The organism is Dorea longicatena (assembly GCF_024168045.1).
Classification (GTDB): Bacteria; Bacillota; Clostridia; order Lachnospirales; family Lachnospiraceae; genus Dorea_A.
This window is the reverse complement of the sequence record NZ_CP100126.1, coordinates 1918877-1944126: the sequence shown is the minus strand read 5'-3', so window position 1 is coordinate 1944126 and position 25250 is coordinate 1918877. Positions and strand designations below refer to the sequence as shown.

The following is a 25250-nucleotide window of genomic DNA, read 5'->3' as shown; positions in this document are numbered from 1 at the left end:
GCAAACCAAAGAAATGGTTGCAACATTATTTTTGTGATTAATGTGAAATCGTTGTATCTTTAACTGCTTTTGCGGATTTTTCGGCATAAATTGTCGTTACAAGATTCTTATACGGAGCACGTTTTTTTAGTTCTCCGGCATCTTCTAAAATATCCTGAAGAAGATCAAAACTTTCCTGACGGAAGATTAGATCCTTCTTCCATGTGTCCTGTTCATAGTAACGGGATACGATGGTTGTAATGGTATCCGGTGTCGTCTCTTTGAACTGAGGCGCAATTACCTGAGCAATTTCTTCCGGAGTGTGAGATGCCACATAATTCATACCTTTTTGCAAAGCATTGGTAAATCCCTGAATGATTTCCGGATGTTGCGAGATGTAACTTTTCTTTGCAGAGAATGCGGTGTATGGGACATATCCGCTGTCAGTTCCGAGAGAAGCTACAACATATCCTTTTTCTTGTTTTTCAAGGTTGGTTGCGCCTGGTTCAAATTCTACCGTGAAGTCATAGTCTGCTTTTTCTTCAGCAAAGGCTGCAGCTGTAGAACCGAAATCAATGTTCTGGTCAATTGTAAGATCAGAGGCTGGGTCAATGTGATTCTGCTTTAAGATATATTCGAATACCATTTCAGGCATGCCGCCTTTCCGCCCGCCAATAACTTTTCTGCCTTTCAGATCTTCCCATTTAAAATTTTTAATATCCTCTCTGGCAACTAGGAAGTTTCCGGCTCGCTGAGTGAGCTGTGCAAAATTCACGACATAATCATGAGCCCCTTCATTATAAGTATAAATGGAAGCTTCTGATCCCATAAATCCGATGTCGGCTGTTCCGGAAAGGACAGCAGTCATGGTCTTGTCGGCGCCAAAACCGGTCACGAGAGAAAGGTCGATCCCTTCCTTCTCAAAATAATTCTTTTCCATTGCAACATACATCGGTGCATAGAAGATAGAATGAGCGACTTCATTCAGTGTGACAGGAATCAGATCCGTCTTTTTATCATTGATAGATTTTGAAGATTTTGAAGTTTTGCCTGTCGCAGATTCCGGTTTATCAGCGGATGTGCATGCCAAAAGTGAAGTGACGGATAGTGTAAAAAGTAGAAGAAGAGCGGTGATACACTTTTTCATAAGATCCTCCCAGGGAAATATATTCTATGCTTTATAGTATATTCAGATGTGAAAGATCAGTGACAGGGGGTGGATGGATTACAAAATTTCTTGTTTTATTTTTAATGAATTAATGGTAAAATATTGAAGTATTAACGAAAATGAGAGGAAAAAAGAGTATGAAACAAAAAAATAGCTTTAGCGGGCAGATTGGATTTGTATTTGCAGCTGCCGGAAGCGCAGTCGGTGTAGGAAATCTCTGGCGCTTTCCATATCTGGCGGCAAAAGATGGAGGCGGATTGTTCCTGCTTATCTATCTAGTACTGGTGTTGACGGTCGGATTTGTGTTATTGACTACGGATATTGCAATTGGCCGCAAGACAGGCAAAAGTGCAATCTATGCTTATGAATCAATGCAGAAAAAATGGAAATTTCTTGGAGTGATCACATTCTTGGTTCCGGTGTTGATCATGACCTATTACGCAGTTATAGGCGGATGGATTTTAAGATACATTGTTATTTATCTTACAAGCTCAGGGAAGCAGGCAGTAGCAGATGACTGCTTTACCGCATTCATTTCTTCACCATCGTCGGTGTGGTATGGATTGATCTTTATGCTGCTGACAGCATTGATCGTATATAACGGTGTAGAAGAGGGAATCGAACGGGTTTCGAAATTTATCATGCCGGTTCTGCTGATTATGGTAATCGGAATTGCAATTTTCTCACTTACATTGAAGACTACGCTGGATGATGGAACGGTACGTACCGGATTGCAGGGGCTTAAGGTGTATATGAAACCGGATCTGACAGGAATTACGGTTGGCCGCTTCCTGCAGATTACACTGGACGCAATGAGCCAGCTGTTCTTCTCTCTGAGTGTATCAATGGGAATTATGATTACATATGGCTCATATGTTAAGAAAGATGTAGATCTGAATAAGGCAGTATCGCAGATTGAGATCATGGATACCGGAGTTGCATTCCTTGCCGGTGTTATGATCATCCCAGCAGTATTCGTATTCTCCGGTTTGGACGGAATGTCAGCGGGACCGGGACTGATGTTTGTATCATTGCCAAAGGTATTCTACAGTATGGGAACGGTCGGACGTGTGATCGGAATTCTGTTCTTTGTACTGGCAGGATTTGCCGCATTGACATCCTGCATTTCGGTACTGGAATCAATCACTGCAAACTGTATGGAATTATTTCACACAGAGCGTAAGAAGACGACCAGAGTGTTATCGGTGATCTACCTTATCGCAACAGCAGTGATCGCACTTGGATACAGCATCTTCTATGTAGAAGTTGCACTTCCAAACGGAAGTACAGGACAGCTTCTGGATATCATGGACTATATCAGTAACAGCTTTATGATGCCGTTTATTTCGCTGTTATCAGCAATCTTGATCGGCTGGATCATGAAGCCGTCATGGATTGCAGAGGAAATGGAACTGAATGGCGAGAAATTCAAACGTAAAAAGTTATATAATGTGATGATGCGTTATATTATGCCGGTTATCATGGTGATTCTGTTCCTGCAGTCAACAGGTGTGTTGAATATGATTATGAAATAATAATATTGGAAGTAAATGAAGCAAAAAGGAGATCAGAGAAATATGAGTACAAAAGCAGAACATGCAGCAGAATTACACCAGAGAGGATGCAACTGCGCCCAGGCAGTAGCCTGTACATTTTGCAAAGAATTCGGAATCAGTGAAGACGATATGTTTCGTATCGCAGAAGGTTTTGGTCTGGGTATGGGCGTGATGGAGATGTGTGGTGCATTGTCTGGAATGGCAATGATCATCGGCCTTGATAACAGTCAGGGAGGCACAGAAGAAGGATCCAGAACCAAAGGGGATACATATAAGAAGATCCGAAGCAAAGTAGAAAAATTCAAAGAGAAAAATGGTTCCTGCATCTGCCGGGAGTTAAAAGGTGTGGAGACAGGAAAAGTTCTCTGCAGTTGTCCACAGTGTATCGCAGATGCCGTAGCTTTGACAGAAGAATATCTGGCAGAACAGGGAAAATAAAGTCTGGATAAAATAAAGCTCAGGGAAAATGAAATCCGGGAAAAGTCAATGCATAATGGAGAAAAGAAATGCGATTAAAAAATATATTAATTGTTGTAAAAGATATCGAACATTCCAAACAATTCTATCATGACCTGTTCGGACTGAATACAATTCTTGACAATGACGGCAATGTGATATTAACGGAAGGCCTGGTACTTCAGGACGAAAAGATATGGAAAGAAGTTCTGAATAAGGATATTATTCCAGAAAATCATGCCAGTGAGTTATATTTCGAAGAACCGGATATCGAAGCATTTGCCAGAAAGCTTGAAAAGTTGTATCCTAATGTTAGGTATGTCAACCGGCTGATGACACACAGCTGGGGGCAGAAGGTGGTCCGTTTCTATGATCCGGATGGCAATCTGATCGAAGTAGGAACACCGATGTAAAGAATTCCAATGAATGGTGCGAGGCAGTATCCGATGAAGAATACGGAAAATTGAAATAATCCTACCGAAGTATAAAAAATGTGATAAAATGGTTGCAGTCAGGGAACTGATTGCAGCCATTTTTTTGGTATCGCCATGTGTTCGTAAGGAACTGCCAGTGGCAGGTCATGTAGATACAAAAGTATGCAAGAGAAGTTGCTGGCGGTCGATTCTGAGGATTAACAGAGACAGAACATGAAAGGACAAGAATCATGAAGATAACATCAGTTGCAGTATTAGGTGCAGGTGCGGTAGGTTCCTATGTGATCTGGGGACTTGCGGACCGTGAAGATATAAAGCTTGGTGTGATCGCCGAAGGAGAGAGAAAGGAAAGACTGAGCCGTCAGGGCTGTGCGATCAACGGAAAGGTCTATCATCCGGAGGTGTGGACACCAGAGGAAGCAGAAAATGTGGATTTCCTGATCGTTTCGTTAAAATACGGTGCATTACCGGGAGCATTGGAAAGCATCCGAAAAATAGTTGGAAAAGATACCAGTGTAATGAGCCTGATGAATGGCGTGGACAGCGAAGAGATCATCGCAGAACAGATTGGAAAGTCACACATTCTTCCGGCTGTGATTAAAGTAGCGTCGCACAGAGAAGCGGACGGATATCATTTCGATCCGGAGACAACACTTGGGATCATCTTCGGTGAATATGAAGCCCCATACGAAAGTGAAAGGGTAAAGGCGGTGAAAGAACTGTTTGCCGGTACGGGAATCCATTACCGCTCAACGGAATATGCAATAGAAGAAGTATGGTGTAAATTCCGTCTGAATGTCTGCAATAATCTGCCACAGGCAATCCTGGGAGCAGGTGTTGGCTGTTACCGGGACAGTGAACATATGAAAGCAATTCAGAATGGTTTGAAAAAAGAACTGGAAGCAATTGCAGAAGCGAAAGGAATTGACATCAGTAAAGCGGACAGAATGTCCGGACGGGGAAGTGCGGTTCCGCCAAAGGCCCGTTATTCCACATTACAGGATCTGGATGCAGAACGTCATACGGAGATCGATATGTTTTCCGGAGCGCTGATGCGTATGGGAAAAGAACTGGGGATTCCAACACCATATAATGAATATACCTATCATATGATCAAAGCACTGGAAGAAAAGAATGACGGCAGATTTGCCTATACAGGAGAGGAAGAACCAACCTGGTCGAAATAAAAAGTTTGGAGAAGAGATATGTTAAAAAAAGAAGAAATGATTACACTTTTAAAGAATGACGTAGTTCCGGCACTTGGCTGCACGGAACCGGTATGTGTAGCACTGTGCGCAGCAAATGCAGGGAAAATGACGGAAAATAAGATCCGTTCGATAGAAGTGGAAGTAAATGCAGGAATCTATAAAAATGGAATGTCGGCAGGAATCCCAGGCTGTGATTATGTAGGACTTCCATATGCAGCAGCATTGGGAGTATATCTTAAGAATCCGGAAAAAGGGCTGGAACTTCTGGAAGATATCACACCGGAAATTCTGGAACAGATGAAAGAACTGTGCGGTATGGCTGCTGTATCCGTGAAGATTAAAGAGCAGGAGCAGGGATTGTATGTGAAATGTAAGATCAAGACAGAAGCAGATATGATCACATCGGTCATCAGAGGAACACATACGAATCTTGTATATCTGGAGAAAAATGGAAAGATTATATATGAAAAAAATCAGGAAAACGGACAGGCATCAGATAATGCTCTGATTGAGGCGTTGAAACAGATGACAATTGCACAGATCCGCCAGGTTGCAGATACAGCTTCAGAGGAAGAATTACATTTCCTGATGGATGGAGTGGAAATGAATGAAAGACTGGCAGCTTATTCCGAAGATAAGAAAGTCGGAGTAGGAATTGCAGATACGCTTCGGAGTGAAAAAGGTTCAGAGGTGTTGAAGAATGATCTGCTGACCAGAATTATGCTGAAAGTAAGTTCGGCAGCCGAGAGCCGTCTGGACGGCTGTCCGCTGCCGACGATGAGCAGTTCCGGTGCGGGAACAAAAGGTCTGGTAGTGATCCTGCCGGTCAGTGAAGCAGCAGACGCATTGGAAGTGTCAATGGAGAAAAAGGTGCGTGCGCTTGCAATTGCTCACCTGGTGAACCGTTATATCAATGCTTATATAGGAAAGCTGTCACCGATGTGCTCCTGTGTCATGGCATCATCAACGGCTGCATCCGTAGGAATTGCTTACCTGCTGGGAGGCAGTGACGAACAGCTTGGGTATGCGGTGCGAAATATGTCCGGGACGGTAACGGGAATGATCTGTGACGGCGGAAAGGTCGGCTGTGCAATGAAGGTTGCAACAGGATCAGCAGCAGCCCTGCTTTGTGCGCTGACGGCCGTTCATGATGCGCCGCTTCGTGTGAGTGACGGTATCTGTGCAGAGACACCGGAAGACTGTATCCGTCATATGGCACAGATTGGTAATCAGGGGATGGCGCAGACGGATAAAGAAATCATTCATATTATGGAGCAGAAAAAGTGATGACAGAAAAAGTGAAACAACAGCATATGTTTTCGAATAAAATGATCGCCGGTATTCTGATACCGGTCGTTCTGGAACAGTTATTGAATTCAATTATGGGAACGGCAGATACGATGATGGTAAGTAATATTGGATCTGCAGCTATCTCGGCAGTATCGCTGGTGGACTCTATCAATATTCTTGTGATACAGGCATTTTCGGCACTGGCAGCAGGAGGAGCAATTGTCTGTTCACAGTATATCGGACAACAGAATAAAAAGATGGCGAATGAATCTGCAAGACAGGTGTTATTCATCATCACGGCCATCTCGATCGCAGTCAGTGTGTTATGTCTGGGATTTAAGAAACCGCTTTTGCGCCTGATTTTTGGTTCAGTAGAAGCAGACGTTATGAGAGCCTCAGAGACATATTTCTTTTATACAGCTATTTCATTTCCGTTCATAGCGGCATATGATTCGGCGGCATCCATTTTTCGCGCGCAGGAGAATACGAAGGGTCCAATGCTCATTTCCATGATATCGAATGCGATGAATATTGTTGGAAATGCAATTATGATCTGGATTTTCCATATGGGAGTTGCGGGTGCGGCAATTTCTACACTGGTCTCCCGTATATTCTGTGCAGTGGTAGTATTGATTCAATTAAGAAAAGACCGGCAGCCAATCGTGGTAAGAGATTACCTGAAAATCCGTCCGGACTGGGCAATGATCCGGAGAATACTCGGAATCGGAATTCCGTCCGGTGTGGAAAACAGTATGTTCCAGCTTGGGAAACTGGCGATACAGTCTACCGTATCAACATTAGGTACAACAGCAATCGCAGCACAGGCAATGACAAATATTCTGGAGAATCTGAATGGAATGGCGGCAATCGGAATTGGTGTAGGGTTGATGACAATTGTAGGTCAGTGTATGGGAGCGGACAGAAAAGATGAGGCGGTCTATTACATAAAAAAATTAAGCGTGATCGCGGAAGTGGCAATCATTGTAAGCTGCTTGCTGGTATTTGCATTGACCGGACCTGTAACAGTTCTTGGCGGCATGGAGCCTGCAAGTGCAAAGATGTGTTTCCATATGGTAATCTGGATTACGATTGTGAAGCCGATTGTATGGACGCTGGCATTTGTTCCGGCATACGGACTTCGTGCGGCGGGAGACGTAAAATTTTCTATGATCACGTCGTGTCTGGTCATGTGGCTGTGCCGATTTTGTCTGTGCGTGATACTGATCCGATTTCTGGGATTTGGAACGATGGGTGTCTGGATCGGAATGTTTGCCGACTGGACAGTGCGTGCAGTAATATTTACATGGAGATTCCATAGCAGAAGATGGTTAAGGTATAAGGTGATTTAACCATTATTATGAATCAATAGAGTATGAGATCAAAACAAATAATAATCAGGAAGATTAAAGGAGAAAGAAAATGAATGAATTATATGAATTGATTGAAAAAAAAATAAAGGCATCCGGATATCCGAGACCAATCTCGGGGGCAGATGTATATGATGATATCTGTGATCAGATCGATGGAAAAGAAAACGGGACGTATTTATTATTGTCAAAATTTGAAGAAGATGTGGTATTTGAGTATCATATTACGATTCGGGATGAGGATTTTAATCTGGGAGTTCTGACGATGAAGACACCGGAAGGTACATTTGAAGTAGACTTCGATGCATAGATTTACTTGGGATTTAATTTATTAACTGGGGAAGCGGCCTCTCAGTCCTTGAAGGAAACAATAGATAAGACTTCTATCCTTATCTATTGTTTCCCTCAAGTCGTAACTGGCAGCGAATGTTAATAAATAAAATGCCCGGAAGTGTAACCCGGTGGAGGCCACAACCGTTACGCAATTGCCATTTAATTTGTAAGGTATTCGACACCCACGGAATAAAAAGTAGAAAGCCGTTCCAGTGAATGTGAAGAAGGTGTTGGAAATAGTTAAGCGTCAAAATTATGCGTTGGGTTTTCGAAATTTGCCTGTTTGAGCCGAATGGCGAGTTGCAAATTTCGGAATCCCGTTTTTAGCATAATTTTGACGCTTTAGTATTTCCCGCCGACGGAACCTGAACAGGAACGGCTTTCTACTTTTTATGCAGGTCCGGGTCGTCGTGCCTTTCTGAATTAAATCCCAAATCAACTCAGACTCTGTCGTGATTGATCTCGCGATAAAATAACCGTGCAATCTCATCCTGTTTATCCGTCTGACCAAGAATCCACATCAGTTTTGCAACAATAGATTCTGTTGTCATATCATCGGACTGCAGGATTCCTTTATGATTACTGAATTTTTTTCCAACCTGATATACGCCAAGATCACAGCCTTCTTCCGGCACCTGTGTGGTGACAGCGATTGTCTTGCCGGAATCTACCCAGGAGAAGATCGCTTTTTCAAAGGAATCATCATATTCCGGGATACCGCCGATACCAAAGGTTTCCAGGATGATAGCATCATAGTGACCACTCAACAGATCGAAAATCTCAGCTTTGACTTCCGGAGTCAGTTTCAGCACAAAGACACGGTCATTAAGACTTGCGTAAGATTTCAAATCCTGAGGAGCGGGACGTTCTTCCGTATAGTAACGGATGATACGGCTGTCACGGATAATGGCAAGTTCAGGGAAGTTCATACTGTCAAATGCATCAAAACTTCTGGTGCGCTGCTTACGTCCGCGGGTTCCGGCAACAACTTTTCCGTTAAATACAATGCAGACATTGCAGGAAAGATCGTCGGCAGCATACAGAATACTCTGGAACAGATTGATCTTTGCATCGGTATAAGGATTGGCCATTGGTTTCTGGGAACCGGTCAGTACAATTGGCTTTACACTGTCCTGGATCAGATAAGACAGGGCGGCAGCAGTATATGCCATGGTGTCTGTTCCGTGAAGAACGACAAACCCATCGTAGTTGTTATAATTTTCCATGATTGCATCACGGATCATCAGCCACTGACGTGGACGCATATTGGTGCTGTCGATGTTCATAAGTTGAAGTATTTCCAGATGACAGATGTCTTTGATTCCCGGTACGCTGGCTGCAAGTTCTTCCCCTGTCACAGCCGGTGTCAATCCAAGATCCCCCTCTTTGGATGCAATCGTACCACCGGTTGCTATCATTAGTATGTTTTTCATGATCAGTTACCTCTCAATATACATAATATATTTTTTATACTTCTATAAGATTAGCTGTGATTGGAAGGCATGTCAAGAAAAAACAGGTATTTTGCAGAGTATTTTCAGATGGACATTAACCCTTAATATCAGATGGATTTTTACCGGAAGGCGGAGCCTGCTCCGGAGCATCATCTGCGGATGAGACCGGAGGAAGGAATGGATAAAGTTCCTCATACGAATCTAGTTCCGCAGGATTAAGAGGTGCAGAAGGAATCAGACCGGTACAGTCATGAGAAGAGGCAGCAGTTGCGAGATAATCGTAAGAATCAATGAGTTCCTGGTTGGATAATGGGTTTACATTTACAGTCTTTTTTTCATGTTTCTTCATAATAAAAACTCCTTTATAATTCAGATATATTAGAGGGGTGAATAAATGGTGGTTATTTAGTAAAAAAAGAGGAAAACCTGCTTTCCGGTATAGAATGGGTAGAAAAAAAGAAAATTATACGGTATAATACTTCATGTTGTGAAATATTAGAGCGTTAAAGCTGAAAAGAAGAATAGTTACAATTTAAAATAATAAATAAAAATAACAGATAAAGAAGATCTGATGAAATACAACAGGAAGGAGAAGCAGGAAATGAGAGTAGAAATTGACACACATACGCATACGCTCGCAAGTGGACATGCATATAATACGCTGAATGAGATGGCGCAAGCAGCAGCGGATAAAGGACTGAAGGGACTTGCAATTACGGAACATGCACCAGAGATGCCCGGAACTTGTCATTTGTTCTATTTTCAAAATTTAAGAATTGTTCCAAGAAAAAAATATGGGATTGAGCTGTTATTAGGAACAGAACTGAATATCATGAATGCGCGGGGGGAGACCGATCTCCCGGATTCGGTTCTTGAAAGACTTGATATTGCAATCGCCAGTATTCATATGCCGTGTTTTAAAGATGAACGGACAATAGACAATGTAACCGCAGCATATGAGAAAGTAATGGAACATCCGTATGTGGACATCATTGGACATCCGGACGACGGGAGATTTCCTGTAGATATGAAGCGTCTGGTAAAAAAAGCAAAAGAAACCGGAACATTACTGGAAGTAAATAATTCATCACTGCGTCCGGAAGGATTTCGAGAGAATACAAAAGAGAACTGTCTGGAGATGGTAAAGGAATGTAAAGCACAGGGAGTGATGATCGTGCTTGGCAGTGATTCACATGTGGATGCAGATATTGCAGAGTATCCATATGCGGAAGAAATATTGAGAGAAACAGATTTTCCGGAAAAATTGGTTGCCAATGTTTCACTGGAAAAATTAAAAGCATGTATAAAACATGGGAAAAAACTATAGACTTCGCAATTTTAGTGTGTTAAAATGTAAAAGTAATGAATCTGCTACGAAGGAGATAATGCTATGAGTAAGAAAATCAGAACAGAGGCGGTTGATTATCTGTTTCAGGGAATTTTAAGCCTCAAAGATAAAGAGGAGTGTTATACATTTTTTGAAGATATCTGTACGATTAATGAATTGCTTTCATTATCACAGCGTTTTGAAGTTGCAAAGATGTTAAGAGAACACAAGACTTATCTTGAGATTGCAGAAAAGACAGGCGCTTCAACAGCAACGATCAGTCGTGTGAACCGTTCGCTGAATTACGGTAATGACGGATATGACATGGTATTCGAGAGAATTGGACTTGGGGAAGTCAAAGACGAAAAAGCAGAATAAAGTGCGAAAAAACAGTGCAGATGCATTTGGCAAGAATGCAGAAGCAAAAAAAGAAATAAGACGTGCGGTCTTATTTCTTTTTTTTGGCCGAATCCTTTTTGACACCGGTATTTTCAGAGTGAAGCAGATCGGGGAAATTATCCAAAAGCTTTTCTACAATCTGCTTTTTAACATAGATGTCAAAACTCAGGTTACAGATAAATGCAAACAACTGCAGAGAATCCCTGTCATCTTCCGGTGCTTCATCAAAACATTTTTTAGAAGAATTATAAGAGCGGATAATTTCTTTTTCAAATTCCGGAATTCTGGACTTTTCCAGTTCACATACTTCTTTATAGATAGAAGTGATATCAAAATCCTGATCTGTGTCAAAATACTTATCCGTAATCGGTTCTAACATAGTTTCAATATCTTTAATAGAAAGAAAATTTTTAAAATAATAGATAAAGATCATTATCAGCAGATGCTCTTTGGAGTACTTCTTCTTCACAGGTGGAGGGAGAAGATTGTTCTTGGCATAGTTGTTGATCATGGTCTTGGTAAGGATCTTATCATCTTCATGACGTTTACTGGATGCCAGTTCTTTTTCCATAAAGGTAGTAACCTGATCCATGTATAAATCTATATTCGGAATATCATCGGGTCTCACGTAATCAATCCGTGAGATGCTTGATAAAATGCTGTTCAGCATATCTTTTGTGTCTATTGTCATTTTTTATCACCTCAATGTAATTATTATATAGTTTTGAAAACTAGATGGCAAGCGTTTTTTTATACACGTTGCAGAAAATGTCTGGAAAATACGGCTGAATATCGGAGAAGTTATTGACATTTTAATTGGATATGATAAAATAAGTTCGCTAACAAACAATTTGGTAGCAAACAATTTGAATGCGAACAATTGAACGGAAAGGATGGTAATGTGGAAAGAAAAGGAAGAAAGATCGGACCGGAGATACACTGTGCGGATCTGAAATTGTCAAGGAATTTGTCTGCACATGTGAGAAAGTCCGGAGTGGATGAAGTGACGATGATGCATGGCTGGATCATACGGTATCTGTATGAGAACCGGGAGCAGGATATTTTTCAGAAGGATATTGAACAAAGATTTGCAGTAGGTAGATCTACAGTTACGAATCTGCTTCAATTGATGGAAAAGAAGGGATTCGTAAGAAGAGAATCGGTAAAACAGGATGCCAGGTTAAAAAAAGTAATCCTGACAGAAAAAGGAATTGCAAGTCAGGAATCTTTTGAGGATATTGTGGAGCATATCGAAGAAGAGCTTTCCGAAGGCATATCAGAAGAAGAACTTCATATTTTTTATAAGGTATTAGACCAGATTAATCAGAATGTGAAGAAATATGAAGTCAGGTAATCCGGAAAATCGGAGTTATAAATGTAACTATAAAACAAGAAACGAAACAGAAAGGGCGTAAATGGAATGATTAAGACATTAGCAAAACAGATTAAAGAATTTAAAGCAGCATCCATTGCAACTCCGCTCTTTATGATCCTTGAGGTATTGATGGAGATGATCATCCCATATCTGATGGCATCAATTATTGATAAAGGGGTCAATACCGGGGATATCCACCACATCTACAAAGTCGGCGGAATCATGGTTGTTGCGGCGGTCATCGGATTATTCGCCGGAATGATGGGCGGAAGATTCGGTGCAAAAGCATCGGCGGGATTTGCAAGGAACTTACGAGAGGCTATGTTTAACAATATTCAGACATTTTCATTTTCAAATATTGATAAATTCAGCACAGCAGGACTTGTAACCCGAATGACAACGGATGTAACCAATATACAGAATGCATATCAGATGATCCTGCGTATGTTCACCAGAGCACCGGCCAGTATGATCTGTGCGATGGTCATGGCATTTACAATCAATGCGAGACTGGCATGTATCTATCTTGTAGCGGTAATTATTCTTGGAATTTTATTGTTCCTGATCATGAGCCATGCGACAAAATATTTCCAACAGGCATTTCCAAAGTACGATGATCTGAATGAATCCGTGCAGGAGAATGTATCTGCGATCCGTGTCGTGAAGGCATATGTAAGAGAGGAACAGGAGACATCTAAGTTACGAAGAGCAAGTGAGAATATCTATAACATTTTTGTAAAAGCAGAGACAAATCTGGTATTCAATGCACCGATGATGCAGACGGTGGTATACACCTGTATCCTGTTAGTGAGCTGGTTCGGAGCAAAGATGATCGCAAGTGATTCCCTGACGACAGGAGAACTGATGAGTCTTCTTACATATTGCATGAATATTCTGATGAGTCTGATGATGTTGTCGATGGTATTTGTCATGGTCGCTATGAGTATGGCAAGTGCGAGACGTATCTCCGGAGTGTTAAATGAGACGAGTGATCTTAAGAATCCGGAACATCCGACCATGAAAGTAGAAGATGGAAGTATTGAATTCCGTCATGTGGACTTTGCGTATAAAAAGGACAGTGACGAACCAGTACTGGAAGATATTGATCTGAAGATCCGTTCCGGTGAGACGATCGGAATCATCGGAGGAACAGGAAGTGCCAAGACGAGTCTGGTTAACCTGATCAGTCGTCTGTACGATGTGACGAAAGGCGAAGTACTGGTCGGTGGCAGAAATGTCAAAGATTATGATATGGAAGTGCTTCGTGATCAGGTATCAGTAGTCTTGCAGAATAATGTGCTGTTCTCCGGAACAATCCTTGATAATCTCCGCTGGGGAGACAAGGAAGCAACTTTGGAAGAATGCAGACACGCGTGTGAACTTGCATGTGCGGATGAGTTCATCGACCGTTTCCCGAAAGGATATGAGACCTACATCGAGCAGGGCGGAAGTAACGTATCCGGAGGTCAGAAGCAGAGACTATGTATTGCAAGAGCACTACTTAAGAAGCCAAAAGTACTGATTCTGGATGACAGTACCAGTGCGGTAGATACCGCAACAGATGCGAAGATCCGAAGAGCGTTTCGTGAAGAAATTCCGGATACAACGAAACTGATCATCGCACAGAGAATCTCAAGCGTACAGGATGCTGACCGTATCATCGTTATGGAAGACGGTAAGGTCAATGGATTCGGTACACATGAAGAATTATTGGAACAGAATGATATCTACCGTGAAGTCTATGAATCACAGACCAGTGGTGGCGGAGATTTTGACGAGAAGGAGGGTGAATAAGATGCCGGGACCGGGAAGACAGCCGAGAGGAATGAAAGCACAGGTAAAAAATCCGGGTGAATTATTCCTCCGCCTTATGAAATATGTATTAAAAGATTATAAGTTTCACTGCATCAGTGTAGTAGTATTAATTGTTGTCAGTGTTCTTTGCAATGTGCAGGGAACGATGTTCATGAAGAACCTGATCGACGAATATATCACACCATTTTTATTATCAGATAACCCCAATTTTACACCGCTTGCACATGCGATCGCCAGAGTAGCAGCATTTTATGCACTGGGTGTACTGGCAACATTTGGTTATAACCGTCTGATGGTCAATGTGACGCAGGGGACACTACGCAATTTAAGAAATGATCTGTTCTCTCATATGGAGAAACTACCGGTCAAGTATTTTGATACGCATGCACATGGAGATATCATGTCGGTATATACGAATGATATTGATACATTAAGACAGATGATCAGCCAGAGTATGCCGCAGCTTCTGAACAGTGGGATTACGATCATCAGTGTATTTGTCAGTATGTTGATCTTAAGTATCCCACTTACGGTCGTAACGATGATCATGGTCGGAATCATGGTATTCTGTTCAAAGAAATCTGCCGGACAGAGCGGGGCATATTTTGCAAAACAGCAGAAAGACCTGGGAACTGTGAACGGTTATATCGAAGAGATGATGAACGGACAAAAGGTGGTAAAGGTATTCTGCCATGAAGAGGAGAACATGCAGAACTTCAAGAAGCTGAATGATGAACTATATGTCAGTGCAGACAAAGCCAATACATTTGCCAACTTTTTAGGACCGATCAATGCACAGATCGGAAATATCAGTTATGTGATCTGTGCGATCATCGGGGGTGTGCTGGCACTTGGAAAGGTCGGAGGTTTTACCCTCGGAGGTCTGGCAAGCTTCCTGACATTTAATAAGAGCTTCAGTATGCCGATCAACCAGATCAGTATGCAGATGAATGCAATTGTTATGGCGATGGCCGGGGCCGACCGTATTTTTAAGCTGATGGATGAAAAAGAAGAACTGGATGAAGGTTATGTAACACTGGTCAATGCGAAAGAAGAAGACGGAAAGCTTACAGAGTGTGAAGAAAGAACCGAACGCTGGGCATGGAAACATACACATCAGAATGATGGCAGTGTGGATTATGTGGAGGTGAAAGGTGAAGTCGTATTCAATGGTGTGGATTTCGGTTATAATGATGAGAAGATTGTATTGCATGATATCAAATTATATGCCAAACCGGGACAGAAGATTGCATTCGTCGGATCGACCGGAGCAGGTAAGACGACGATCACTAATCTGATCAACCGTTTCTATGATATCCAGGACGGCAAGATCCGTTATGATGGAATCAACATTAACAAGATTAAGAAAGCGGATCTCAGACATTCACTTGGGATTGTTCTGCAGGATACACATTTATTCACCGGAACGGTGCGTGACAATATCCGCTTTGGCAAACTGGATGCGACCGATGAAGAGATCGTGGCAGCAGCAAAGCTTGCAAATGCCGACAGCTTTATCCGAAGACTTCCGAAAGGCTATGATACGATGCTGACCGGAGACGGAGCAAATTTAAGCCAGGGACAGCGCCAGCTTCTGGCAATTGCAAGAGCCGCTATTGCTGATCCTCCGGTATTGATCCTTGATGAAGCAACCAGTTCCATCGATACCAGAACGGAACGGATCGTACAGGATGGAATGGATAAGCTGATGCGTGGAAGGACAACATTTGTTATTGCCCACAGATTATCGACAGTCCGCAATTCTGACTGCATTATGGTACTGGAACAGGGAAGAATCATTGAGCGTGGTACACATGATGAACTGATCGAAGAGAAAGGCAGATATTATCAGCTGTATACGGGAAATGCGATCAGCGCGTAAATGAATCGGATGATGAATGAAAATGAAAAAGGGACAGGACATTTTTTAAATTTGGGACGGAGGATTTTTTAAAATCCTCCGTCCCAAATTGTTTCTTGCAGAACCCGGACAAAGCAACTATAATGGAAACAGACATTCGAAAAGGGGTAGAATGCATATGAAATCAATCATGCTATGTTATAATCTGAAAGGCACGAAAAAGGGAAGAAAGATCGGCATGCTGGGAAGTTTTCTTGGTTTTCGTGTGAAATATGTGGAAAAAGAAGAGTATTCAAAGACAATCGGAGTACTGACCGGACTGAAAGAAGAAGTGGCGGAAGAGGCATCAAGGGAGGAAACTTCCGGGACAGACAATGAAAAAAATGAAGAAATCACAGACTTTGAAGAAGAGATGCTTGTCATGCTACTGGCAGACAATCGGATATTGGATAAGCTATTATTCCAAATGAAAAAAGAAAAAGTACAGGTTCCGCTGAAGGCAATCGTTACTGCAAAGAATCAGAACTGGACATCAACGGCTCTTTATAGCGAAATAAAAAGAGAGCATGAATCCATGACGAAAGCAGAACAGGCCGGAAAGAAAAAAGAAGAATAAAAAACCGGAAAGAAAGGAAACCATAAGATTGAGTATATACGATACATTAAATGAACAACAAAGAGAAGCAGTGTTCCATACAGAAGGACCACTTCTGATCCTTGCAGGAGCAGGATCCGGAAAGACAAGGGTTCTGACACACAGAATTGCTTACTTAATTGAAGAGCAGCAGGTGAATCCATGGAATATCCTTGCAATTACATTTACGAATAAAGCAGCCGGAGAGATGAGGGAACGTGTCGACAAATTGGTTGGATACGGATCAGAGAGTATATGGGTAAGCACCTTCCATTCCATGTGCGTGCGTATCTTAAGACGCCATATCGATCTGCTCGGATATGATACCAACTTTACAATCTACGACAGTGACGATCAAAAGACACTGATGCGTGAGGTCTGTAAGCTTCTGCAGGTAGATACGAAGATGTTCCGGGAAAGAGCACTGTTGTCAGAGATTTCCAAAGCAAAGGATGAACTGGTGACACCACAGGAATACCGTATGCGTGCGGAAGGGGATTACAGCCGGAAAAAAATTGCAGAAGTATATGAAGAATATGAAAAACAGCTCCGATCAAATAATGCATTGGATTTTGATGATCTGTTGTTTAAGACCGTGCAGCTTTTCCAGACACAGAAAGATGTACTGGAATATTATCAGGAGCGTTTCCGTTATATCATGGTAGATGAGTATCAGGATACAAATACAGTACAGTTCGAACTGATCCGTCTGCTGGCATCCAAGTACCGTAATCTGTGTGTGGTTGGAGACGATGACCAGTCCATATATAAGTTCCGCGGTGCGAACATTAAGAACATCCTGGATTTTGAACATGTGTTTGATGATACTAAAGTGATCAAGCTGGAGCAGAATTACCGTTCTACCGGCAATATCCTGAATGCAGCCAATGCCGTGATCCGGAACAATCAGGGAAGAAAAGACAAGACGCTCTGGACAGAGAATGAAGATGGAGATATGATCCAGTTACGTCAGTTTGATTCTGCTTATGAAGAGGCAGAATATGTAGTCGGTGACATCAGACGTCATGTCAATAAAGAACTCTGCAGCTACAAAGATAATGCAGTTCTTTACCGTACCAATGCACAGTCCCGTATGTTCGAGGAACGTTTTGTCCGTGACAGTATTCCATATAAAGTCATCGGCGGTGTGAACTTCTATGCGAGACGTGAGATCAAGGATCTTCTTGCATATCTGAAGACGATTGATAACGGAAGAGATGATCTGGCTGTCAGACGTATTGTAAATGTTCCGAAGCGTGGAATCGGACTGACCAGCATCAACCGTGTGCAGGAATACGCATCAACCAGAGAATGCAGCTTCTATGATGCACTTCGTGCCGTAGACCTGATCCCGAACATCGGAAGAGGACAGGCAAAACTGGAATCGTTCGTTGCAATGATCGAGCATTTTAAGAATGATACAGAAGACATGAGTGTATTGGAACTGTTGGAGGAAGTTATCAAAGAAACTGGTTATATCGATGCGCTGATCCACGAATGTGAGAGTGAAGAGGCAACATCAAGAATTGAAAATATAGACGAACTCCGCAATAAGATCGCTGCTTATGAAGAAAGCTGTGCGCTACAGAATGAAGCACCGACACTTGGAGGATTTCTTGAGGATGTAGCTCTGGTAGCAGATATCGACAGTCTGGATGAAAGTACAGATTATGTCGTATTGATGACATTACATAGTGCAAAAGGTCTGGAATTCCCACATGTATATCTGGCAGGAATGGAAGACGGACTGTTTCCGAGCTATATGACGATCACAGCAGACGACCCGGCAGAACTGGAAGAAGAAAGACGATTATGTTATGTAGGAATCACAAGAGCAGAGAAAGATCTGACACTGACCTGTGCAAGAAAACGTATGGTACATGGGGAGACACAGTATAAGAAGATGTCCCGTTTCTTAAAAGAAATCCCATTGGAACTTCTGGAGACAGGACCATCAGCAAAAAAAGAGAAGAAAGAAGAAAGTGAGCAGGTAAGGGTGAAGACCTCTTTCATGCAGGCGAAAGAAACATTTAAGACGAAGGCATTTACCGCACCAAAGCCAGTACAGCAGTTCGGGACACCAAAAGGCGGGAAGCTTCCTTACGGAGTGGGAGACCGTGTCAGACATATCAAATTCGGAGAAGGGACGGTAACTGCAATCATTGAAGGCGGACGTGATTATGAAGTAACAGTTCACTTTGACGGACCCGGAACGAAGAAGATGTTTGCCACATTTGCAAGACTTCAGAAAGTATAACAATCCGGAATCTATCCGGGATACAGGAGAAAAATCTGAAAAATAAGTAGTCATACACTACGTAAAGTGTTATAATAAATAAAGAATGATTTGCCGAAAGAGCAGAGGAAAGGACGTGGGAGCATGAGTAAAGTAGAAGATATTATTGCAGCATCCAAGCTTAGCGAACTGATGAATAAAAAAGAAGAGGACAAACACGGCAAGACCGTACTCTGGATTCTGGCAGTAGTCGGAGCTGTAGCTGCAGTTGCAGGAATCGCTTATGCAGTATATTGCTTCTTTACCCCGGATTACCTGGAAGATTTCGAGGATGATTTTGATGACGATGATTTCGACGATGACTTTTTCGATGATGACGATCAGGTATAAGAACCGGGCGGATGAATAAGTGAAGAAAGAGGCAGGTTAGAAACCGATCTGGTAAAAGAAAGGCGACTGGCCTGCTTTTCTTTTGCAATCTCAAATGCGTCCGCATGGAAAATTCAGTAATATTTATAGAAAGAAGAGAGAAGGTATGCAGGAACAGTGTTATGCACTACTGATTGATGCAGATAATGTATCAGCAAAATACATCAAGCCGATCCTGACAGAATTGTCAAAATATGGGATCATTACATATAAAAGAATATACGGAGACTGGACGAGCACACAGCATTCAAGCTGGAAAGATGAACTTCTGACAAACTCGATCACGCCGATCCAGCAGTTTAGTTATACACAAGGAAAGAATTCTACCGATTCAGCTATGATCATTGATGCGATGGATATCCTGTATACGAATGATGTGGATGGATTTTGCATTGTATCCAGTGACAGCGACTTTACAAGACTCGTCAGCCGTCTTAGAGAGAGTGGAAAGATGGTTATTGGCATGGGAGAAAATAAGACTCCGGAGCCATTCAGGAAAGCGTGTGATAAGTTTACGATTCTGGAAAATCTGATGAGTGAGCAGAATCCGGGAACATCGAAGAGCGAGACAACACATGACAGACGAAGTAAAGAGAAGATTGAAGATGCGATCATTAAGATGATCATTGAGAATCAGGATATCAATAAGCCAACCGGACTCGGTGAAGTAGGAAGCCGTCTGGTCAGTCTTTACCCGGACTTTGATGTGCGGAGCTACGGGTATAATATGCTGTCCAAGTTTCTGGAGGAATTCACAAGAATCCAGATGGTAAAACATGGAAATATTGTGTCGGTTACTTTAAGAGAGGATCAGGATCTGAAGGAAAATATCGACGGCTACGTCGTACAGATTGTGAAAAAGTCGGGAAGATCCGGAGTAGAACTCAGTACACTGGGAAATAAAATGTATGAAAAATACAAAGACTTTAAGATCCGCGATTATGGATATTCCCAGTTCAATCAGTATGTGAAAAGTCTGAAACATGTGAAAGTGGAACAGGAAGGGACGATCCTGAAAGCAGTATATAAAGGATAGAAAAGCGGAACAAGAGACAGAACCAGAAATAGTAAAGATAATGAAATAAATTGCAATAGACAAAAGCTATGACAGAAAGGATAGATATGAAAAAAGGACAGGTATACGAAGGAATTATAGAATCCGTAGAATTTCCAAATAAAGGGCGCATTTATCTGCCGGAAGAAGACAGATGGGTAGTCGTAAAGAATGGCGTGCCGGGACAGAAGGTAAGATTTTCTGTCAATAAGATCAGAAAAGGAAAAGCAGAAGGGCGTCTTCTGGAAGTACTGGAACCATCAGCCAGCGAGATTCCGTCAGCCTGTCCACATTTCGGACAGTGCGGAGGCTGTACTTATCAGAATCTTCCGTATGAAGAGCAGCTTGCCATGAAGAATGAGCAGGTGAAAAAAATGATGGATGAAGCGGTAGACGGGGAGTATATCTGGGAAGGTATCAAACCAAGTCCTGTCAGGACCGAGTACCGCAACAAGATGGAATTTTCATTCGGAGATGAATACAAAGACGGACCACTGGCACTTGGGATGCATAAACGCGGAAGTTTTCATGATATTGTAAATGTGACAGATTGTCAGATCGTAGATGAAGATTACAGAAAGATTCTTGCATGTACACTGGAATGTGCGGGAGAATCGGGACTTCCATATTATCACCGTATGCGCCATATCGGATATTTCCGCCACCTGCTGGTAAGAAAAGCAGTAAAGACAGGAGAGATCCTGGTGGATCTGGTCACAGCATCCGATACGGCAGAACTCGGAGTTGACCCGGCAGAGGCAATGAAAAAAATCCAGACATTCAAGGCTGCATGGCTGGAAAAGATGACAGCAATAAACTTTGATGGAACATTGGTCGGAATCCTGCATACAAAGAACGACAGCCTTGCAGATGTCGTAAAAGACGAAGGAACAGAAGTCCTGTTCGGACAGGATTATTTCTACGAGGAATTACTTGGATTAAAATTCAAGATCACACCATTCTCATTCTTCCAGACTAATTCGCTGGGAGCGGAAGTCCTGTATGAAACGGCCAGAGAATACATCGGAGATACGAATGAAAAAGTTGTCTTCGATCTGTACAGTGGAACAGGAACGATCGCACAGATCCTTGCGCCGGTTGCGAAGAAAGTGGTTGGTGTGGAGATTGTAGAAGAAGCGGTAGAAGCAGCAAAAGAAAATGCGAAGTTAAATAATCTGGACAATTGTACATTCTGGGCCGGGGATGTATTGAAAGTCATTGATGAACTGGGGGAAGTTCCGGATCTGATCATGCTCGATCCGCCGAGAGACGGTGTGAATCCGAAGGCACTTATGAAGATCCTGAATTTCGGAGTGGAGCGTCTGGTGTATATCGCATGCAAACCGACCAGTCTGGCACGGGATCTGGAGATGATACAGGGACGTGGATATAAAGTGGAGAAGATCAGCGGGGTGGATTTGTTCCCGGGAACGGTGCATGTTGAGACGGTCTGTCTCCTCTCTAAGAAATGCCTAGTTTAAGCGGGGTTGAGGGGTATATCTGCTAGAACATATTATGAAAATAAGCCTATAAATTAAGAAATTTATTGTTGGATGAGAAGAATGAACTTCATAATCGTACGATGCACATTAGTGGAAGGTTTGCAGAAGTGGACATTGAGAGTGGAGAAGTGGACATTGAAAGCACAAAAGTGGACATTCGAAATAAATTACTTTCTTTCTCAGATACGATTTCAGAAAAAACAATAAATCATACAGTAGAAATATTTTCAAAATGTGGAAAAGAAAATTGTTTCGGAAGAACGATAGTTGAAGAAATTACTGGATTAAAGCCATCAGGAGCTTCCAAGTTAATAAAACTGTTGGTTGATAGTGAGGTAATCGTACCTGTAACAGGACATGGAAAAGGAAAATATCGGTTTCAATAAAAGTGAACATTGAAAGGGTGTTAATGTCATTCGCAAAAATGTCCAAAACAAATCGGCGTACTGATATATTACCAAATTTGGTAGCAGTATTTAGAATAATTTTGTATTATAAAAGTGTTACAAAATATCGGCGTACCCGCCACACGTTTGCAAAGTCAAACGGTCTGTACGCCATGTCTTAACCTTATGATTGCAGATATTAGCAACCTGTCAAAGGGTGTAAAAACTCAGTAACTATGCGGGTTCGCGTACTGTTAAAGCAGTGAAAAACGACACCGCACGTGGAGACGGTATGCATTTTGTCCAAACTCCATGAAGCGAAGCATCATGTGAATGTGAGACTTGACATGGACGAAATGGATTTAACGGCGGCTGAGAGGCGCTAAAGGTCCAGGGGACCTTTGCCCAGCGCGGACTGAAGCGGGGCGTAGACAGGCTACTTATGAGGAGATAAAGAAGTATGTGGCAGAGCATAATGATGGGATGAAGGTATCTAATCTGTATATTGCACAGGTGAAGAGAAAGTGTGGAATTGAATTAGCGGAGAATTTTAATATTCCTAGGTCAGAGGGAGCAAAGCAACCACAATGTCCGAAGGAGAAAGAAGAGGCAATTATTGGGGCACTGAAAGCATTTCAGATGATTTAAAATCACAAAGAGGAGTGAATTACATGATGTATAATCCACAACTTGATACATTTATCTGCGTTGTAGAAGCTGGAAGTTTTAGTAAAGCGGCAGAAGAATTATATATAAGTGCACCTGCGGTTATTAAACAGATAAATTCTTTGGAAAACAGCTTGGATTTGCAATTATTTGAACGAACACACAGAGGTCTTATTATTACGGAAGCTGGTAAATCGCTCTATCAGGATGCAAAATATCTGATTCAATATTCAAAAGAATCGTTGATACGGGCGCAGGAAGCAATGAATCATAATGAAGAAATCATTCGTGTTGGAATATCTCCGATGACGCCACCGGAAGTTTTTGTGGAACTTTGGCCTAAGATACAGAAAATATATCCGGAGATGAAGTTTAAATTGATTACATTTGAAAATACACCAGAGAATGCAAGAGAGATACTGGCTAATATGGGAAAGAATATTGATGTGATAGCTGGAATCTTTGATGAAACAATGCTTGAACTCAGAGGCTGTGATGGCACTGAGATTTCAAGAGAACCATTTTGTGTGGCGGTATCAATTCATCACAGGCTGGCAAAAAAAGAAAAAATAACACTTGATGATCTGGCTGGAGAAAATCTTATGCTCATGCAAAGAGGATGGAGTTATTATGGCGATATGCTAAGGGATGATATGATGAAAAATCATCCTGAAATCAATATTATAGACTTTAATCTGTACAATGTAGAAGCATTTAACCGATGCGAAAACAATAATGAGGTATTACTGGCATTCAAGAGCTGGGAAAGTGTTCATCCACTGATCAGAATCATTCCAGTAGAGTGGGATTATACTATGCCGTTTGGAATTCTTCATTCGAAAAAACCGTCCATTAAGGTTAAGCGGCTGATAAATGCTATTAACAAGGTAAAATAAAAATTGAATACATGCGAGTAGAAACCTAAAGGTTAATACTGAATAACAAAACGAGACTTCTAATGGAGTCTCGTTTTGTTATACTTTAGTTGAAGTGAAAATGGAGGATACTATATGCAGATAAAGAGGATAGCTCTTGGAGGAATCATCATGACTGTTATCATGTTCAGTGGGTGTAGCACAACAGTCCAGAACCTGGCAATCGGGGAAGAAAAAACGCTGGAAACAGGAAAAACAGAGCAAGAGAGCGTGACAGAGAAGGATATCAATATGAATGAAAAAGAAAGTTTTAATGCAGAGAGTAATATAAAGAATGTTATTCACACCGGTCACTTATCAGCATGGCGGTGGCTATCTGTTTTGTCGTGACAAAGAAATTATGGGATGGCTGTTCAATCAGTAAGAACCAGAATAAACCGAAAGGTTAAGACTGAAAAACTTATCGAAACTTCTCAAAGGAATCTATCAGTATTATAGTATGAATGTAAGATGAATGAAAGAAAACAAGGAGGATATGACAATGGAATATGTTTCATTAAATAATGGTGTAAAAATGCCAATACTGGGATATGGCGTATATCAGGTAACAAAAGAGGAATGTGAAAGATGTGTGCTTGACGCTTTAAAAGTTGGATACCGGGCGATTGATACGGCACAGAGTTATTTTAATGAGGAAGAGGTTGGGAATGCAATCCAAAAGTCAGGCATTCCAAGAGAAGAAATCTTCCTTACAACAAAGGTGTGGATTGAACATTATGGATATGAAGAAGCAAAGAAATCAGTTCTTGAATCCATGAAAAAGTTAAAGACAGATTATCTGGATCTGGTATTGCTTCACCAGCCGTTTTCAGATGCTTACGGTGCTTACCATGCATTGGAAGATCTGTACGATGAGGGAAAAATCAGAGCAATCGGAATTTCCAACTTTTATGTAGACAGAATGGTTGATTTTGCATCCTTCAATCGCATTAAACCTATGGTAAATCAGGTGGAAACCCACATCTTCAATCAGCAGAAAGAGATGAAGGAATGGGCAGACAAATATGATATCCGGTTAGAAGCATGGGCACCATTCGGTGAGGGCAGAGGAGGCACCTTTGAGAATCCTGTCATCGCAGAGATTGCAGAAAAATATCAGAAAACTCCGGCACAGGTTATGCTTCGCTGGCATATTCAGAGAGGGGTAGTGGTTATTCCGAAATCAACACACACTGAGAGAATGGAAGAAAACTTTAATGTTTTTGATTTCACACTTTCTGATGAAGATATGAAGACTATTGCAGAACTGGACAAGAAGACAAGCTCCTTCTTCTCGCATCAGGATCCGAATATGGTGGAATGGTTCGTGAAGATGGTTGAGGAAAGAAAAAAGAATAATGACAGTTCAAAAGAAAAAAAGAACTGGTAAGCATAAGAGGAAAAATC

Annotated in this window: 26 protein-coding genes; 22 read left to right on the top strand and 4 right to left on the bottom strand. The window is 41.8% G+C overall.

Annotation, left to right across the window (positions count from 1 at the left end; all coding sequences use genetic code 11):
- Positions 1-37: 37 nt before the first annotated feature.
- Entirely contained in the window at positions 38-1126 is a 1089-nt protein-coding gene (locus tag NKF87_RS09230) for an ABC transporter substrate-binding protein (protein ID WP_117598338.1), read from the bottom strand.
- 158 nt (positions 1127-1284) lie between these two features.
- On the opposite strand from NKF87_RS09230, the gene NKF87_RS09225 reads away from it, so the two are divergent.
- The 7 genes from NKF87_RS09225 to NKF87_RS09195 all read left to right on the top strand — a co-directional run bounded on the left by NKF87_RS09225 (position 1285) and on the right by NKF87_RS09195 (position 7768).
- Positions 1285-2682 carry a sodium-dependent transporter gene (locus NKF87_RS09225; protein WP_117598339.1) on the top strand — a complete coding sequence of 466 codons (1398 nt, stop codon included), beginning with the start codon at positions 1285-1287 and terminating at the stop codon, positions 2680-2682.
- 42 nt (positions 2683-2724) lie between these two features.
- Positions 2725-3141, top strand: a complete 417-nt coding sequence (locus NKF87_RS09220; RefSeq protein WP_117598340.1) for a C-GCAxxG-C-C family protein — start codon at positions 2725-2727, stop codon at positions 3139-3141.
- Positions 3142-3209: 68 nt separating this feature from the next.
- Positions 3210-3572 carry a VOC family protein gene (locus NKF87_RS09215; RefSeq protein ID WP_006428918.1) on the top strand — a complete coding sequence of 121 codons (363 nt, stop codon included), beginning with the start codon at positions 3210-3212 and terminating at the stop codon, positions 3570-3572.
- A gap of 251 nt (positions 3573-3823) precedes the next feature.
- Positions 3824-4780: a ketopantoate reductase family protein gene (locus NKF87_RS09210; protein ID WP_055281731.1), complete on the top strand. Its 957-nt coding sequence runs from the start codon at positions 3824-3826 to the stop codon at positions 4778-4780.
- 18 nt (positions 4781-4798) lie between these two features.
- A complete protein-coding gene (locus NKF87_RS09205) occupies positions 4799-6088 on the top strand; it encodes a serine dehydratase subunit alpha family protein (RefSeq protein ID WP_117598341.1) in 1290 nt (429 codons plus the stop codon).
- Entirely contained in the window at positions 6088-7440 is a 1353-nt protein-coding gene (locus NKF87_RS09200; protein WP_117598342.1) for an MATE family efflux transporter, read from the top strand. The genes NKF87_RS09205 and NKF87_RS09200 overlap by 1 nt, the downstream gene beginning before the upstream one ends.
- A gap of 70 nt (positions 7441-7510) precedes the next feature.
- Positions 7511-7768, top strand: coding sequence for a hypothetical protein (locus tag NKF87_RS09195; RefSeq protein WP_028087213.1), 258 nt, complete (start codon positions 7511-7513; stop codon positions 7766-7768).
- A 463-nt stretch (positions 7769-8231) separates the two neighbouring features.
- Here the strand turns inward: NKF87_RS09195 and NKF87_RS09190 are convergent, their stop codons facing one another.
- A complete protein-coding gene (locus NKF87_RS09190) occupies positions 8232-9224 on the bottom strand; it encodes an asparaginase (protein ID WP_028087214.1) in 993 nt (330 codons plus the stop codon).
- Positions 9225-9339: 115 nt separating this feature from the next.
- On the bottom strand, positions 9340-9594 hold the full coding sequence (locus NKF87_RS09185) for a hypothetical protein (protein WP_055281722.1): 255 nt from the start codon (positions 9592-9594) through the stop codon (positions 9340-9342).
- Between the two features lie 252 nt (positions 9595-9846).
- Here NKF87_RS09185 and NKF87_RS09180 point away from each other — a divergent pair, with 252 nt between their 5' ends.
- Positions 9847-10572: a phosphatase gene (locus NKF87_RS09180; RefSeq protein ID WP_117598343.1), complete on the top strand. Its 726-nt coding sequence runs from the start codon at positions 9847-9849 to the stop codon at positions 10570-10572.
- A gap of 63 nt (positions 10573-10635) precedes the next feature.
- Positions 10636-10950 carry a YerC/YecD family TrpR-related protein gene (locus tag NKF87_RS09175; RefSeq protein ID WP_028087216.1) on the top strand — a complete coding sequence of 105 codons (315 nt, stop codon included), beginning with the start codon at positions 10636-10638 and terminating at the stop codon, positions 10948-10950.
- 70 nt (positions 10951-11020) lie between these two features.
- On the opposite strand, the gene NKF87_RS09170 is transcribed toward NKF87_RS09175, so the two are convergent.
- On the bottom strand, positions 11021-11662 hold the full coding sequence (locus NKF87_RS09170) for a DUF1836 domain-containing protein (RefSeq protein ID WP_055281718.1): 642 nt from the start codon (positions 11660-11662) through the stop codon (positions 11021-11023).
- Positions 11663-11872: 210 nt separating this feature from the next.
- Here NKF87_RS09170 and NKF87_RS09165 point away from each other — a divergent pair, with 210 nt between their 5' ends.
- From NKF87_RS09165 to NKF87_RS09105, 13 genes are all read left to right on the top strand, one after another.
- Positions 11873-12325 (top strand): MarR family winged helix-turn-helix transcriptional regulator, encoded by a 453-nt coding sequence (locus NKF87_RS09165; protein WP_044924868.1) that lies wholly within the window; start codon positions 11873-11875, stop codon positions 12323-12325.
- 66 nt (positions 12326-12391) lie between these two features.
- Positions 12392-14140, top strand: coding sequence for an ABC transporter ATP-binding protein (locus NKF87_RS09160; RefSeq protein WP_253583469.1), 1749 nt, complete (start codon positions 12392-12394; stop codon positions 14138-14140).
- 1 nt (position 14141) lies between these two features.
- A complete protein-coding gene (locus NKF87_RS09155; RefSeq protein ID WP_117598345.1) occupies positions 14142-16043 on the top strand; it encodes an ABC transporter ATP-binding protein in 1902 nt (633 codons plus the stop codon).
- Between the two features lie 157 nt (positions 16044-16200).
- Complete coding sequence (locus tag NKF87_RS09150) at positions 16201-16638, top strand: DUF3783 domain-containing protein (RefSeq protein WP_226850897.1); 438 nt, start codon at positions 16201-16203, stop codon at positions 16636-16638.
- Positions 16639-16666: 28 nt separating this feature from the next.
- The gene (gene pcrA / locus NKF87_RS09145) at positions 16667-18913 is read left to right on the top strand and encodes a DNA helicase PcrA (protein ID WP_055281712.1); all 2247 of its coding nucleotides are present in this window, start codon (positions 16667-16669) and stop codon (positions 18911-18913) included.
- A 123-nt stretch (positions 18914-19036) separates the two neighbouring features.
- Positions 19037-19282, top strand: a complete 246-nt coding sequence (locus NKF87_RS09140) for a hypothetical protein (RefSeq protein ID WP_028087223.1) — start codon at positions 19037-19039, stop codon at positions 19280-19282.
- Positions 19283-19427: 145 nt separating this feature from the next.
- Positions 19428-20357 carry an NYN domain-containing protein gene (locus tag NKF87_RS09135; protein ID WP_055281710.1) on the top strand — a complete coding sequence of 310 codons (930 nt, stop codon included), beginning with the start codon at positions 19428-19430 and terminating at the stop codon, positions 20355-20357.
- An 86-nt stretch (positions 20358-20443) separates the two neighbouring features.
- Complete coding sequence (rlmD, locus tag NKF87_RS09130; protein ID WP_253583468.1) at positions 20444-21856, top strand: 23S rRNA (uracil(1939)-C(5))-methyltransferase RlmD; 1413 nt, start codon at positions 20444-20446, stop codon at positions 21854-21856.
- Positions 21857-21924: 68 nt separating this feature from the next.
- Positions 21925-22263, top strand: a complete 339-nt coding sequence (locus NKF87_RS09125; RefSeq protein ID WP_182370819.1) for a hypothetical protein — start codon at positions 21925-21927, stop codon at positions 22261-22263.
- A gap of 462 nt (positions 22264-22725) precedes the next feature.
- Positions 22726-22911 (top strand): RNA methyltransferase, encoded by a 186-nt coding sequence (locus NKF87_RS14595; RefSeq protein ID WP_242998907.1) that lies wholly within the window; start codon positions 22726-22728, stop codon positions 22909-22911.
- A gap of 23 nt (positions 22912-22934) precedes the next feature.
- Entirely contained in the window at positions 22935-23825 is an 891-nt protein-coding gene (locus NKF87_RS09115; RefSeq protein WP_117598348.1) for a LysR family transcriptional regulator, read from the top strand.
- Positions 23826-23939: 114 nt separating this feature from the next.
- Positions 23940-24194: a hypothetical protein gene (locus tag NKF87_RS09110; protein WP_181978378.1), complete on the top strand. Its 255-nt coding sequence runs from the start codon at positions 23940-23942 to the stop codon at positions 24192-24194.
- Between the two features lie 151 nt (positions 24195-24345).
- On the top strand, positions 24346-25233 hold the full coding sequence (locus NKF87_RS09105; protein WP_253583467.1) for an aldo/keto reductase: 888 nt from the start codon (positions 24346-24348) through the stop codon (positions 25231-25233).
- Positions 25234-25250: the final 17 nt, after the last annotated feature.